This window comes from Pseudomonas sp. NFPP02, from assembly GCF_900119355.1.
In the GTDB taxonomy this organism is placed as follows: Bacteria; Pseudomonadota; Gammaproteobacteria; order Pseudomonadales; family Pseudomonadaceae; genus Aquipseudomonas; species Aquipseudomonas paracarnis.
This window is the reverse complement of the sequence record NZ_FPJI01000018.1, coordinates 90,116-103,262: the sequence shown is the minus strand read 5'-3', so window position 1 is coordinate 103,262 and position 13,147 is coordinate 90,116. Positions and strand designations below refer to the sequence as shown.

Below are 13,147 nucleotides of genomic sequence, written 5' to 3'. Positions count from 1 at the left end.
TCGGTCAGGCCTTCGGGGTTTTTCCACAGGGCGATGTCGGCGGTCATGTTGACCTCTTGCGGCATCCAGTGGTTGGCGCAGCCGTCGAGGTACTTCTGCCAGGCCCAGTCGTACTTGAATGGCACGAGTTGGTTGAGGTCGGCGCGGCAGTTGATCATGCGCTTTTCGTCAACGGCGACGCGGGCGGAGGCGCCTTCGAGTTCGGCGAGGCCTTCGGCGACGTCGAGTTTGTCCAGGGCGGCCTTGGCGCGCACGATGGCGGCGGAGTCGTTGGCGGTGACGGCACGGGCTTCCACGGCGGCAGCGGCGCCGGCACCGTCGAGGCGGTCCATGTTGGCTTCGGTGGCGTGGCCGGCGTTGGCGCCTTTGATCACCGCTGCACCGGTGTCTTCGTTATCGACTTCATCCCAACTCAGCATTGAAATACTCCCTTCTGATCCGTTCTGACGGTGTTCAACCCGTCCAAAAAATGTGCGATTTGCAGGCTACCAGGCATTGAAATACTGCGCTGAGTGTGGTCGGCAAATACCGATTCTGCACACTATGTAGTGGTCTGTTTTGTTTGTGGGCACACTATATGGTGTGTAACAAGGTTGGTCAACGCACAAGATGTGCGGTTATAAGTCGCTGCCGAACGTTGGGCGCCGGGCAGATGGGAGGCGAAGAATATTTACTCAATATGTCTTTATGGAATAGATAAATAGTTATTTATTCCTTTTAATCTTTTCTATCGAGGCGCAATTTGAGGGCCTGCGCATTCGTGCGGATTGACCCAACAGCCAAAAGGAAAGCCGACATGACCATCAAAGCGATCAACGTGCGCAACCAGTTCAAAGGCGTGATCAAGGAGATTCTATTGGGGGAAGTGGTGTCGGAAATCGACGTACAAACCGCGTCTGGCATTGTGACGTCGGTGATTACCACACGTTCGGTGCGTGATCTGGAATTGAAGGTGGGCAGTGAAGTGATTGCCTTCGTGAAATCGACTGAAGTGTCCATCGCCAAGTTGTGAATGAATAATGTGGGAGGGGATTGCCTGCCCCTCCCACGAATGCCTCGCCGGGCAGGTTAGCGCTGGCGCAAGGCACGCTCCATGCGCTGTATACCTTCCTCCAGCATCGCCCGTGGGCAACCGAAGTTCAGGCGCACGAACTGCTGGCTGTCATCGCCAAATTCGATCCCTGCACTCAGGCCGACCTTGGCCTGCTCCAGGAAAAACTGCTGCGGGTCATCCAGGCCAAGAGCGCTGCAATCGAGCCACGCCAGGAAGGTGCCCTGTGGTGCATGCATCACCACACCAGGCAAGCGGGTCTTTACTGCATCGAGCAGGTAGTCACGGTTGGCCTGCAGGTACTGCAACAGCGCAGCGAGCCAGTCGCCGCATTGGCTGTAGGCGGCTCGGGTGGCTTCCAGGCCCAGGGGGCTGACGCTGTCGACCATGCCGCAGCGTGCGTTATTGAAGCGCTCGCGCACTTCGGCGTTCTGGACCACCGCAAAGCAGGTCTTCAAGCCGGCCACGTTATAAGCCTTGCTCGCCGACATCAGCGTGATGGTGCGCTGGGCAATCTCTGGGCTGAGGCTGGCGGTGGGGATGTGGCGACGGCCGTCAAAGCACAGCTCGGCGTGGATTTCGTCGCTGATGATCAATGCGCCGGTTTCCAGGCAGGCATTGGCTACCGCCGTCAGTTCCTCCCGGGGAAATACCTTGCCGATGGGGTTGTGCGGATTACTCAGCAGCAACGCACCGGCACCGCTCAAAGCCTGGCGCATCGCAGGCATAGGCGTGACGTATTCGCCGTTGATCAACTCGAACGGCATTTCGATGCGTGGCAGATTCCAGTTGCCCGGCGCCAGGCGAATCGGCCGGTAGTTGGGGGTTTGCAGCACCACCGCCTGGCCGGGCTGGACGAATGCGTGCAGGGCCATATTGAAGCCAGGCTCGACGCCGGGCAGGAACAACAGTTCTTCGGGCTGCACGCGCCAGGCGTACTTGGCCCACAGGTCAGCGACGATGGCGTCGCGCACGTCCGGGCCGGCCACGCTGTAGCCGAGAATCTGCTGGTCCAGGCGCGCGTGCAGGGCGCGCAAAATGGCGGGCGGCGCGGCGATGTCCATGTCGGCGATCCACATCGGCAGAACATCTTGCGGGTAACGGCTCCACTTGGTACTGCCGGTATCGAAGCGTGGGTGGATCGTGTCGAAATCAAAGCTCATGGACAGGCTCGTATCAGGGCGGCGGCGAAAGAATGGCGCCGATTCTAGCGCCATTAATTTTATAGGCCAGAGCTGATTGCCGCCTTGCACAGCGGTGTGCGTTCCATGACCGACAAGTTCTGTAATAAAAACGCCATTGCGCTGGGGATTGAATCAGCGAGGGGCTATTTTGGTGCATCTCAATAATCAGAGTAGCCATGGATGAAATACCAACCCTTGAGTCACACCTTGATTGCTACCGCGCTGGTATTAACGATCAACGGGGTGCATGCAGCTTCCCAAGCCCCGGTTGCGGGTGAAAATGGCATGGTGGTCACGGCCCAGCACCTGGCAACCCATGTGGGGGTCGATGTGCTCAAGGCCGGCGGCAACGCGGTCGATGCGGCGGTGGCAGTGGGTTACGCACTGGCGGTGGTGTACCCGGCGGCGGGCAACCTGGGCGGTGGCGGTTTCATGACGGTGCAACTGGCGGACGGGCGCAAGACCTTCCTCGACTTCCGCGAAAAAGCCCCGTTGGCGGCGACGGCCGATATGTACCTCGACAAGGCCGGCAATGTGGTCGAAGGCCTCAGCGCCAAAGGCCATTTGGCGGTCGGCGTACCGGGCACGGTGTCCGGCATGGAGCTGGCCCTGAGCAAATACGGCACCCTCAAGCGCGCCCAAGTGATTGCCCCGGCGATCAAGCTGGCGGAAAACGGCTTTGAGCTGGAGCAGGGCGATATCGACCTGCTGCACACCGCCACCGGTGAGTTCGAAAAAGACCAGGATATGCGTGGCATCTTCCTGCATAACGGCGAGCCGATGCAGGTAGGCCAAAAGCTGGTGCAGAAGGACCTGGCCAAGACCCTCAAGGAAATCTCGACCAAGGGCACCGACGGTTTCTATAAAGGCTGGGTCGCCAAGGCGGTAGTGGATTCCAGCCAGGCCGGCAAAGGCATCATCACCCAGGCCGACCTCGACGCCTACAAAACCCGCGAACTGGCCCCCATCGAATGCGACTACCGTGGCTACCATGTGGTCTCGGCGCCGCCACCCAGCTCCGGCGGTGTGGTGATCTGCCAGATCATGAACATCCTCGAAGGCTACCCGATGGCCGATCTGGGCTATCACTCGGCCCAGGGCCTGCACTACCAGATCGAAGCGATGCGCCACGCCTACGTGGACCGCAACAGCTATCTCGGTGACCCGGACTTCGTGAAGAACCCCATCGAGCATCTGCTGGACAAGAACTACGCGGCCAAGCTACGTGCGGCGATCGAACCGCAAAAGGCCGGTGATTCCCAGGCAATCAAACCGGGTGTATCGCCCCATGAAGGCAATAACACCACCCACTATTCCATCGTCGACAAATGGGGCAACGCGGTCTCGGTGACCTATACCCTCAACGACTGGTTTGGTGCCGGGGTGATGGCGAGCAAGACCGGGGTGATTCTCAACGATGAAATGGACGACTTCACCGTCAAGGTCGGCGTGCCGAACATGTACGGGCTGGTACAGGGCGAAGCCAACGCCATCGCACCGGGCAAGGCGCCGCTGTCGTCGATGAGCCCGACCATCGTCACCAAGGACGGCAAGGCGGTGATGGTGGTCGGTACACCGGGGGGCAGCCGCATCATCACTGCCACCTTGCTGACCATCCTGAATGTCATCGACTACAAGATGAATATCCAGGAAGCCGTGGACGCGCCGCGCTTCCACCAGCAGTGGATGCCTGAGACCACCAACCTTGAGACGTTTGCCGTGAGCCCGGATACCCAGAAGATTCTCGAGAGCTGGGGCCATAAGTTTGCAGGTCCGCAAGATGCCAACCATTTGGCGGCGATCCTGGTCGGTGCGCCTGCTCTGGATGGCAAGCCGGTGGGTAACAACCGTTTCTATGGGGCCAATGACCCGCGACGCAATACGGGGTTGTCGTTGGGCTACTAAAGCTTCACACCGTTGGTGTAGGAGCGAGCTTGCTCGCGAAGATCGTTAACGATAACGCGGGGTGCCTGATTCACAGCGGCGCACTCCGGTTTTTCGCGAGCAAGCTCGCTCCTACAGGGGGAAGGCGAGCAACTGCTTGACGGCGGTAAATGCCGCCTGGCGGCGCTGCTCCCAACCCCCGCCAATTACCACCAGCGGCTGTCGATGCTCCTGCATCCACTCCAGGCTGGCCTGAAAAAACGCCCGGCGATCCGCCAGTTCCGGCTGGCAGCGCTGGCCGTCGGCACTCCATTCCACATCCTCGGGTGAGAGCAGCAGGTGCAGGTCGTAATGCCGCGCCAGAAGTTCGTCATCAAGCCAGCCGGGATAGTCGCCGAACAGGGTCTGGCTCCAGAGCTTGTTGGTCAGCAGGTGGGTGTCGAGGATCAGCAAGGCGGGGCGTTTGGCGCGGGCGGCATCCTCCCAGGCCAACTGGCCCTGGGCAATGGCCGGGATATCCGCCAGGGTGGTGTCGCGCTGATGCTGATCGATGAAGTACCGCACATATTCCCCCACCATCAACCCGCCGAAGCGCGCGTGCAACTGCGCCGCCAGCCAGCTCTTGCCGCTGGATTCGGGGCCCGCCAATACCACCACTTTCATGTGCGCAACGCCGGGTCGGCGCGCCACTCGCGCCAGCCTTGCACGGCAATCACGGTAAACAATGCATAGAGTGCAGCCGTGAGATAGAGGCCTTTGTAGAGGAACAGACCGACGAAGATCACATCCACCACAATCCACAACGGCCAGCACTGCACGCGTTTTTGCGCCATCCACATCTGCGCGACCAGGCTGAAGCCGGTGAGGGCGGCGTCGAGCCAGGGCTGGGCGGCGTCAGTCCAGTGGGCCATGGCGGCGCCCAGCAGCAGACTGCCGACGGCGCCCACAGCCAGGCTGGCCATGATTGCCGGCGCTTTCAGGCTGGTGACCTGGCGGCCTTGCTTGACCTCGCCAGCGCGGGTCCACTGCCACCAACCGTAAACTTGCAGCGCCGCGTAGACCACTTGCAGCAGCATGTCCGAGTAGAGCTTGACCTCGAAAAACACCCAGGTGTAGAGCAACACCATCACCAGGCCGATGGGCCAGCACCAGGGGTTTTGTTTGACCGTCAGCCAGACAGCGATCACCCCCAGGGCGGCGGCGAACAGTTCAAGCCCGGACATGGCGGATCCTTGGGAGAGTGGGAGAGGGCGGTGATTGTACCCAGAGCTAACCGATCATCAAACATAGCAATGCGTCATTGCCCTCTGCAGGAGCGAGCTTGCTCGCGAAGATCGTCAAGGTTACCGCGTATTGTCTGAATAACCGCGGTGCCTATGGGTTTTTCGCGAGCAAGCTCGCTCCTACAAAAGGCTAATCAGCGCTAGATTCGGAATTGGCGCAGCAACCCATCAAGCTGCTCACTCAAGCCACGCAACTGCGCACTCGCCACGCTCGATTGCTCCGCCGCCAGCGCCGTGCTGTGGGACAGCCCGGCCGCTTGGGTGACGTTCTGGTTGATGTCTTCCACCACATGGGCCTGCTGCAGGGTGGCGCTGGCAATCGAGGCGTTCAGGCCGTTGAGGTTGTGCAGTGCCTGGCCGATGGCGGTGAGGCTTGCACCGGCCTGGCCGGCTTGCTCGATGGTCAGTTGCGAGGCGCTGTGGCTGTCGCTGATGACCTTGACCGCCGCTTCCGAGTGGCCTTGCAGGCGCTCGATCATTACCTGGATCTCGGCGGTGGATTTCTGCGTGCGCTGGGCCAGCAGTCGCACCTCATCGGCGACCACCGCAAACCCACGGCCTTGCTCCCCGGCGCGGGCGGCTTCGATGGCGGCGTTGAGGGCGAGCAGGTTGGTCTGGTCGGCGATGGAGCGGATCACCTCCAGTACCCCGCCGATCTGCGTGCTTTCGCTGGAGAGTGTGCGGATCACCTCCACAGCCTGGCTGATGGTGGTGGAGAGCTGGTCGATCTGCTGCAAGCTGCCGTCGATGTTGACCTGGCCCTGTTGTGCCTGGGCCTGGGCATCGCGCATTTCGCTGGCGGCGTGTTCGGCATTCTTCGCTACGTCCTGCACGCCGTAGGTGACTTCATTGATGGCGGTGGCCACCAGTTCCATCTGCTGCGATTGCTGCTGGCTGCGGTCATGGGCCTGGCTGGCGTTGTGGCCCAGCTCGGTGGACGACTGGCCCAGGGCGCTCGCGCACACCTGCAACTGGCCGACAACCTGGCGCAGCTTGGCGGTGAAGCTATTGAAGTGCTGGGCCAGTGCGGTCAGTTCGTCACGACCGTGGGTGTCGAGGCTGTGGGTCAGGTCGCTTTCGCCGCTGGCGATATTACCCATGGCATTCACCGCCGCCTGCAACGGCTGCACGATGCTGCGAGCGATCAACACCACCAGCACGGCCATCATCAACGCAATGCCCAGGCCAATGGCCGAGGCTTTCCACACCTGGCCCCTGAATTCAGCCTGCACATCGTCCACGTAGACCCCGGAGCCGATAATCCAGCCCCAGGGCTCGAACAGTTGGATGTACGAGGTTTTCTCTACCGGCGCTTCGGCGCCGGGCTTCGGCCAGCGGTAGTTGACGATGCCGGCTCCCTTGGCCTTGGCCAGGCTCACGAATTCGTTGAACACGGCGAAACCGTCCGGGTCGCGAATCGCCGAGAGGTTCTGGCCGTCGAGCTTGGGGTTGGCCGCGTGCATGATCATCACGGGGGTGAGGTCGTTGATCCAGAAGTAATCATCGTGGTCATAACGCAGGCCGCGCACCGCGCTCAGGGCCTGTTGTTGCGCGGCGTCACGGGTCAGTACGCCGGTTTTCTCCAGGTTCTGGTAATAGCTGAGTACGCCACTGGCGGTCTGTACCACGTGCTGGGTCTGCTGGCGCTTGGCCTGGTAGAGGTCGCCGTGGATCTGGTTGAGCATCAACAGCCCCAAGGCCAGCAGCATCAACACGGCGACTATCAGGATCAGCCAAAGGCGGCGGCTGATCGACATGCTGCGCAAACTGTTCATCGTCCTGTCACTCCCTGCTCTTTATAATTGTGGTGCTGCTTCGAGATTTCCGGCGTGTCTGATAGGCTTTCGGCCCGGAATCGAAAAACCTGAGTACTGCCTGATTTTTCACGGAATTTTTGCAGACCGGCGTTGAGAATCAACCGCGGGCGCTTGTGTGCGCTCGTCGTCAGTGAACTTAAAAAAGACTATGAGGCATGCCACGCGCATGACCTTTGGAGACAGCATGGATTTTTGGACCGCCATACAGGCATTGATTCTCGGCATCGTCGAGGGGCTTACGGAGTTCTTGCCGATCTCCAGCACTGGCCACCAGATCATCGTCGCCGACCTGATCAATTTTGGCGGCGAGCGTTTCGAAGCCTTCAATATCATCATCCAGCTGGGCGCGATCCTGGCGGTAGTCTGGGAGTTTCGACGCAAGATCTTTGACGTGGTCATTGGCCTGCCGACCCAGCCCAAGGCCCGGCGCTTTACCGTCAACCTGATCATCGCCGTGTTGCCGGCGGTGGTATTGGGGGTGATTTTTGCCGACCTGATCAAGCACTACCTGTTTAACCCGATCACTGTAGCGACTGCCCTGGTAGTGGGTGGCGTGATCATGTTGTGGGCCGAGCGCCGCCAACATGCAGTGCGGGCTGAAACCGTCGACGACATCACCTGGAAAGACGCCCTCAAGGTCGGCCTGGCCCAGTGTCTGGCGATGATCCCGGGCACTTCGCGCTCCGGTGCAACGATCATCGGCGGCCTGTTGTTCGGCCTGTCGCGCAAGACAGCTACCGAGTTCTCGTTCTTCCTGGCGATGCCGACCATGGTCGGTGCGGCGGTGTACTCGGGCTATAAATACCGTGACCTGTTCCAGCCCGCGGACCTGCCGGTGTTCGCCATTGGCTTTGTCACCTCGTTCATCTTCGCCATGATTGCGGTCAAGGCCCTGCTCAAGTTCATCGCCAGCCACAGCTACGCGGCGTTTGCCTGGTACCGCATTGCGTTCGGCCTGGTGATCCTGGCGACCTGGCAGTTCGGCTGGATCGACTGGACTGCGGTCAAGCCATGACTATCCAGCACCCACGCCTGAAGGCGCTGATCTTTGTACTGCTGTGTGCCGCGCCGCTGCTGGGCTCTGCGTTGCTGTGGTACCGCGGCGAAACGGTAATTCCGTTGATGGCCTATGGCGTGGTCAGCGTGGTGGCGTTCTTCTTGTACTGGAGCGATAAGCGCAAGGCGCAGACCGAAGGCTGGCGCACCCCGGAAAACATCCTGCATGCGGTGGAGTTGGCGGGCGGTTGGCCGGGGGCGTTGATCGCCCAACAGGTGTTCCGGCACAAGACGCGCAAGGTGTCTTACCAGGTGTTGTTCTGGGTGATTGTGCTGTTGCACCAGGTGTTCTGGCTGGACCAGCTGTTCCTCGACGGCACCTTGCTGTCAATCCTCTAGCCGCAAGCCAATCTGTGTGCGCTTGGGCAGCTTGCTCACCACCAACTGGTGGGAGCGCTGCAACAGGCCACGCAGTTCCTCTGCGCCCAAAGGGTAGGGCGTGTTCATGATGACCCACTGCGCCCTCGCCAGGTAAGGCGCCGGGTGAATGCCCGGGCGGTCGACGTGACCCAGGAACAGTTCTTTGTCGACCTTGAAGGCCAGCGACTCACCGCGCAGGTTCTGCAAGGCGAACATCTTGTTGCCAGCAATCGAGAACACCCGCACGCCACCCCATTTATAGTCTTCCCGTGCGCCTGGCAGGCTCAGGCAAAAACGTGCGACTTGTTCTTCCGTTATGCTCATAACAGCCGGTCTCCACAGCCTTTGAAGCCTTCTTCCAGGTAGTCGATCCAGGCCCGGATGGCCGGCAGCACGCCGCGCCGGTGCGGGTAGACCGCCTGCAGCCAGCCGCCTGGCAATGACCACTGCGGTAGCAATTGCACCAGCCGGCCGCTGGCCAGTTCTTCTTCGCAGTACATCATTGGCAGCACCGTAAAGCCCACGCCCATCATTGCGCTGGCCTTGCGCACGATAAAGTCTTCGATGCCCAGGCGCGCCTCCATCACTAGCTCATGCATGTTGCCCTGGGGGTCGATGATGCGTTGGTGCACCATTCGGTCCGCCTCGAGTGCGCCAAGGATTGGCAACTGCTTGAGGTCTTCCAGGGTTTCGACCCGCCGCTCACGCATGAAAACGGGGCTGGCCACCAGCACGGTATGCGCCTGGCGCAGGCGTTTGGTGACCAGCAACGGGTCTTCGTCGCCCAGTTCGCGTACGCGCAGCGCTACATCAATGCCTTCGGCCACCAGGTCGACGCGGCGATTCACCAGGGTCATGTCCAACTGCACCAACGGGTGCGCGGCCAGAAAACCGGCTACCAGCTCCGGCAGGATCTGCTGGGCCAGGCCCACCGGGCAACTGACCCGCAAGCGCCCCCGTGGTTCGCTGGACATACTGGCCACGGCCTCGTCGGCCATTTCCGCTTCAAGCAGCATGGCCTGGCAGTGGCGCAGGTAGCGTTCGCCGACGGCGGTGAGCGTCAGTTGCCGGGTGGTGCGTTGCAGCAAGCGTGCACCCAGGCGGTCTTCCAGTTCGGCAATGCGCCGTGAAAGCCTGGATTTGGGAATGCCAAGTAGCCGGCCAGCCGCAGCAAAACCGCCGGCTTCGACGACTTTGGCGAAATAGTAGAGGTCGTTGAGGTCTTGCATGGTGGGCCTATTGTCCTGTCAGTGGGACAAACTATCGCATTTCAGCTGGCTTATCGATCATTGGTTTCATGCGTAGCATCACCACCATCTGATCACCACTGTCGATCCCACCTCGGAGATCCATCATGAAACTGTTGCACATCGATTCCAGCATCCTCGGCGACAACTCGGCCTCCCGTCAGCTCAGCGCCGGTGTGGTCATGGCATGGCAAGCCGCGCAGCCGGGTGTGGAAGTGACCTACCGCGACCTCGCCAGCGAAGGCATCAACCATTTCTCCGGCGCGACCCTGGGCGCATTGGGCACTGCTGCCGAACTGCGCGATGCGGCGCAAAAGCACGAGGCTGAATTGAGTGCATCGTCGCTGGCTGAGTTTCTCGCCGCCGATGCGGTGGTAGTCGGTGCGCCGATGTACAACTTCACCATCCCAACCCAATTGAAAGCCTGGATTGACCGCATCGCAGTGGCCGGCCAGACCTTCCGTTACTCCGAAGCCGGCCCTGAAGGCCTGTGCGGCAACAAGAAAGTCATTATTGTCTCCACCGCCGGCGGTCTGCATGCCGACCAAGCCTCGGGCGCTGCCCACGAAGGCTACTTGAAGCTGCTATTCGGCTTCCTGGGCATCACCGACATTGAGATTGTTCGCGCTGAAGGCCTGGCCTACGGTGATGAAGTGCGCAGCAAAGCCATGAGCGACGCCAACGTGCGCATCAACGAGCAACTGTTCGCCGCTGCGTAAGGCTTATGTAATTTTGCCCTGTCCTCGGTTTCATTCTGAAACCGAGCGCCTAAACTCTGTATTCTGATCGCCTGAACGCGAGCGGAGTACGGAGTTTTTTCGTTGTGGCCCAGGTTATGCACACATCCCTGCGATACCCTGGACTTCTTATTCGACAGGCCGGTTCTTGTGCAGCAAAGGTGGACGTCCCCATGATGCGTCTTTGTGCTGTTTTGGTACTTTCGCTGTTGGGCGGCCTGGTTTCAGTGCACGCCGCACCGGCACCGCACCCCCATTGGAGTGTGGGGTTTCATCGCATGAGTGTGCTCGACCCGCTGGATTCGCAGCCGATGAAGGCCATCGCGTTTTACCCTTCCACCGATACCGAACGCACCACGCCGCTGGGCGCCTATCAGGTCGCGGCCAGTGAAGATGCCAAGGTTGCTATCGGCCGTTTTCCGATGCTGATGCTGTCCCACGGCAACACCGGCACGCCCCTGGCCCTGCACGACCTGGCTACGTCACTGGTGCGTAAGGGATTCGTAGTGGTGGCGGTCCTGCATCCCGGCGACAACTATAAGGACCACAGCCGCCTGGGCACCGTGAGTAATCTGTATGGCCGGCCGATCCAGATATCCCAGGCGATCACCGCCACCCTGGCCGATCCGATGCTGTCGCCCTTTGTCGATGTCGATCAGATTGGTGTCATCGGATATTCAGCCGGTGGCGAGACGGCATTGATTCTGGCAGGCGCCAAGCCTGATTTCGAGCGCCTGCGCCGCTACTGCCAGGAACGCCCCGAAGACCGCGACGCGTGCACCACCAAGGGCGAGTTGGTGGTTGATCGCGACGACTTGCAACCCCAGGCTGACCCGCGCATCCATGCGTTGATGCTGATGGCGCCGCTGAGCTTGATGTTTGGCCGCCATACCCTGGCGGACGTGCATGTGCCAGTGCTGCTCTACAGTGGCGATGGCGACCAGTTGGTGGCGGTGGACAAAAACGCCGCCGCCCTGGCGCGCAAACTGCCAGAGCCGCCGGACTTCAAGCTGTTGGCCGGGGCAGGGCACTTTGTATTCATGGCCCCGTGCGACAGTGATCAACTGGCGACAATGCCGGGCATCTGCACCGATGCCGATGGTGTCGACCGCGAAGGGATTCACCGCGATATGGTCTCCGAGGCCGGGCGCTTTTTCAGTCGCACCCTCGGTGAGGCAACGCGTGCCGGCCTGCAGACGGCTGATCAGTAGGCGCGGCGCCTGAGCAGTACGGTCAGCGCGAGCGCGCTGACCGACAGCAACGCGGCGCAGAAGAATATCCAGCCGTAGCCAAGATTCAACGCCACGGCGCCCATCAACGGCCCGGCAATCGCCAGGGCCAGGTCGAAAAATACCGCATACGCACTCAGCCCCGCGCCGCGGCTGCTGTCCGGCACTTGCTTGATAGCTTCCACGCCGAGCGCCGGGTAAACCAGTGACAAACCAAAACCGGTCAACCCTGCGCCGATCAAGGCCACGCTGGTAGACGGTGCCAGCCACAGCAGCGTCAGGCCCAGGGTTTCGATGATCATGCAGGCGATGGCGGCGGTGAACCCGCCAAACCGGCTGATGGCGGAGATAAACACCAGGCGCGAGAGAATAAAGCACACACCAAATACCGTCAGGCAATACGCCGCACCGGCCCAGCCACGATTCAGGTAATACAGGGTGATAAAGGTCGTCAACGTGCCGTAGCCAATCGAAGCCAGGCACAGGCTGGCGCCGAACGGTGCGATACGCCCGAACACCGCCCAGAACGGCAGCCGCTCGCCACGTACCACCGGCACCGACGGTTTATTGCGGATCAGCACCAGTCCCAACGACGCCAACACCGCCAGGGCAAGACCGAGGCTGGTGTAGCCGTAATCAGCCACCATCACCACGCCAAGTGGCGCACCAATCGCAATCGCGCCGTAGGAGGCGATGCCATTCCAGGAAATCGAGCGTGCGGTGTGCTCGGCGCCCACCGCGCCCATGCACCAACTGATGGTCCCCACGCCAATCAGGCCCTGGGCCACGCCGAGTAACAGGCGACCGGCGATCAGAATACCCAGGCTCAAGCTCGGCAGACTTTCCAGCAGCGTGGCGATAAAGGTCAGTACACCGCTGATCAGAATGCCGGCCAGGCCTAGCACGATCGCGCGTTTGGTACCGACGTTATCCGACATCCGCCCGGCCATCGGACGGCTGAGCAGTGTGGCAAGGTACTGCGAACCGATGGTCACCCCGGCCACCACGGCGCTGAAACCCAGTTGCTCGTGCACATAGCCTGGAATCACCGCTATCGGCAGGCCGATGCAGATAAAGGCAATGAAGGTGTAGAAAACGATGGAAACGATCTGCAGGGTGATCGACAGGGAGGAGGGGGCGGCAGGCATGAATACTCAATCGCTGGCGGGCGGTAAAGCATCATGGCATATCCCGCATTACTGTAGGAGCGAGCTTGCTCGCGAAGAACGTCAACGATAACGCGGGTTGCCTGATTCTGCGCGGCGTCCTCAGGTTTTTCGCGAGCAAGCTCGCTCCTAC

At 60.9% G+C, this 13,147-nt stretch carries 14 protein-coding genes; 6 read left to right on the top strand and 8 right to left on the bottom strand.

Going from position 1 to position 13,147, the window contains the following annotated elements; genetic code table 11:
• The coding region (locus BT204_RS25035; protein ID WP_175550987.1) for a ribonucleotide-diphosphate reductase subunit beta at positions 1 to 419 on the bottom strand (419 nt) is incomplete at its 3' end.
• 377 nt (positions 420 to 796) lie between these two features.
• Between BT204_RS25035 and BT204_RS25030 the strand changes: the two genes are divergently transcribed.
• A complete protein-coding gene (locus tag BT204_RS25030) occupies positions 797 to 1,012 on the top strand; it encodes a TOBE domain-containing protein (RefSeq protein WP_003173733.1) in 216 nt (71 codons plus the stop codon).
• 56 nt (positions 1,013 to 1,068) lie between these two features.
• Here BT204_RS25030 and BT204_RS25025 read toward each other — a convergent pair whose 3' ends face one another.
• Positions 1,069 to 2,214, bottom strand: a complete 1,146-nt coding sequence (locus BT204_RS25025; RefSeq protein ID WP_072448619.1) for a MalY/PatB family protein — start codon at positions 2,212 to 2,214, stop codon at positions 1,069 to 1,071.
• Between the two features lie 201 nt (positions 2,215 to 2,415).
• Here BT204_RS25025 and ggt point away from each other — a divergent pair, with 201 nt between their 5' ends.
• Positions 2,416 to 4,140: a gamma-glutamyltransferase gene (gene ggt, locus BT204_RS25020; protein ID WP_072448617.1), complete on the top strand. Its 1,725-nt coding sequence runs from the start codon at positions 2,416 to 2,418 to the stop codon at positions 4,138 to 4,140.
• Positions 4,141 to 4,251: 111 nt separating this feature from the next.
• On the opposite strand, the gene BT204_RS25015 is transcribed toward ggt, so the two are convergent.
• From BT204_RS25015 to BT204_RS25005, 3 genes are all read right to left on the bottom strand, one after another.
• A complete protein-coding gene (locus BT204_RS25015; RefSeq protein WP_072448615.1) occupies positions 4,252 to 4,782 on the bottom strand; it encodes an AAA family ATPase in 531 nt (176 codons plus the stop codon).
• Positions 4,779 to 5,342, bottom strand: coding sequence for a nicotinamide riboside transporter PnuC (gene pnuC, locus BT204_RS25010; protein WP_054895940.1), 564 nt, complete (start codon positions 5,340 to 5,342; stop codon positions 4,779 to 4,781). The genes BT204_RS25015 and pnuC overlap by 4 nt, the downstream gene beginning before the upstream one ends.
• Positions 5,343 to 5,542: 200 nt before the next feature.
• Positions 5,543 to 7,177 carry a methyl-accepting chemotaxis protein gene (locus BT204_RS25005; protein ID WP_054895939.1) on the bottom strand — a complete coding sequence of 545 codons (1,635 nt, stop codon included), beginning with the start codon at positions 7,175 to 7,177 and terminating at the stop codon, positions 5,543 to 5,545.
• A 226-nt stretch (positions 7,178 to 7,403) separates the two neighbouring features.
• Here BT204_RS25005 and BT204_RS25000 point away from each other — a divergent pair, with 226 nt between their 5' ends.
• Both BT204_RS25000 and BT204_RS24995 read left to right on the top strand, forming a co-directional pair.
• Positions 7,404 to 8,234, top strand: a complete 831-nt coding sequence (locus BT204_RS25000; RefSeq protein WP_044273643.1) for an undecaprenyl-diphosphate phosphatase — start codon at positions 7,404 to 7,406, stop codon at positions 8,232 to 8,234.
• Entirely contained in the window at positions 8,231 to 8,614 is a 384-nt protein-coding gene (locus BT204_RS24995; RefSeq protein ID WP_057977267.1) for a DUF1294 domain-containing protein, read from the top strand. The genes BT204_RS25000 and BT204_RS24995 overlap by 4 nt, the downstream gene beginning before the upstream one ends.
• On the opposite strand, the gene BT204_RS24990 is transcribed toward BT204_RS24995, so the two are convergent.
• Positions 8,603 to 8,959: an MmcQ/YjbR family DNA-binding protein gene (locus BT204_RS24990; RefSeq protein WP_072448613.1), complete on the bottom strand. Its 357-nt coding sequence runs from the start codon at positions 8,957 to 8,959 to the stop codon at positions 8,603 to 8,605. The two genes, BT204_RS24995 and BT204_RS24990, sit on opposite strands and share 12 nt — an antisense overlap.
• Entirely contained in the window at positions 8,956 to 9,864 is a 909-nt protein-coding gene (locus BT204_RS24985; protein ID WP_014718355.1) for a LysR substrate-binding domain-containing protein, read from the bottom strand. Before BT204_RS24985 ends, BT204_RS24990 begins: the two co-directional genes overlap by 4 nt.
• A 125-nt stretch (positions 9,865 to 9,989) precedes the next feature.
• Between BT204_RS24985 and BT204_RS24980 the strand changes: the two genes are divergently transcribed.
• A complete protein-coding gene (locus tag BT204_RS24980) occupies positions 9,990 to 10,601 on the top strand; it encodes an FMN-dependent NADH-azoreductase (protein ID WP_072448611.1) in 612 nt (203 codons plus the stop codon).
• Positions 10,602 to 10,792: 191 nt separating this feature from the next.
• The gene (locus BT204_RS24975; RefSeq protein WP_034127346.1) at positions 10,793 to 11,830 is read left to right on the top strand and encodes an alpha/beta hydrolase family protein; all 1,038 of its coding nucleotides are present in this window, start codon (positions 10,793 to 10,795) and stop codon (positions 11,828 to 11,830) included.
• Here BT204_RS24975 and BT204_RS24970 read toward each other — a convergent pair.
• The gene (locus BT204_RS24970; RefSeq protein ID WP_034127347.1) at positions 11,824 to 12,996 is read right to left on the bottom strand and encodes an MFS transporter; all 1,173 of its coding nucleotides are present in this window, start codon (positions 12,994 to 12,996) and stop codon (positions 11,824 to 11,826) included. The genes BT204_RS24975 and BT204_RS24970 overlap by 7 nt on opposite strands.
• Between the last annotated feature and the right edge of the window lie 151 nt (positions 12,997 to 13,147).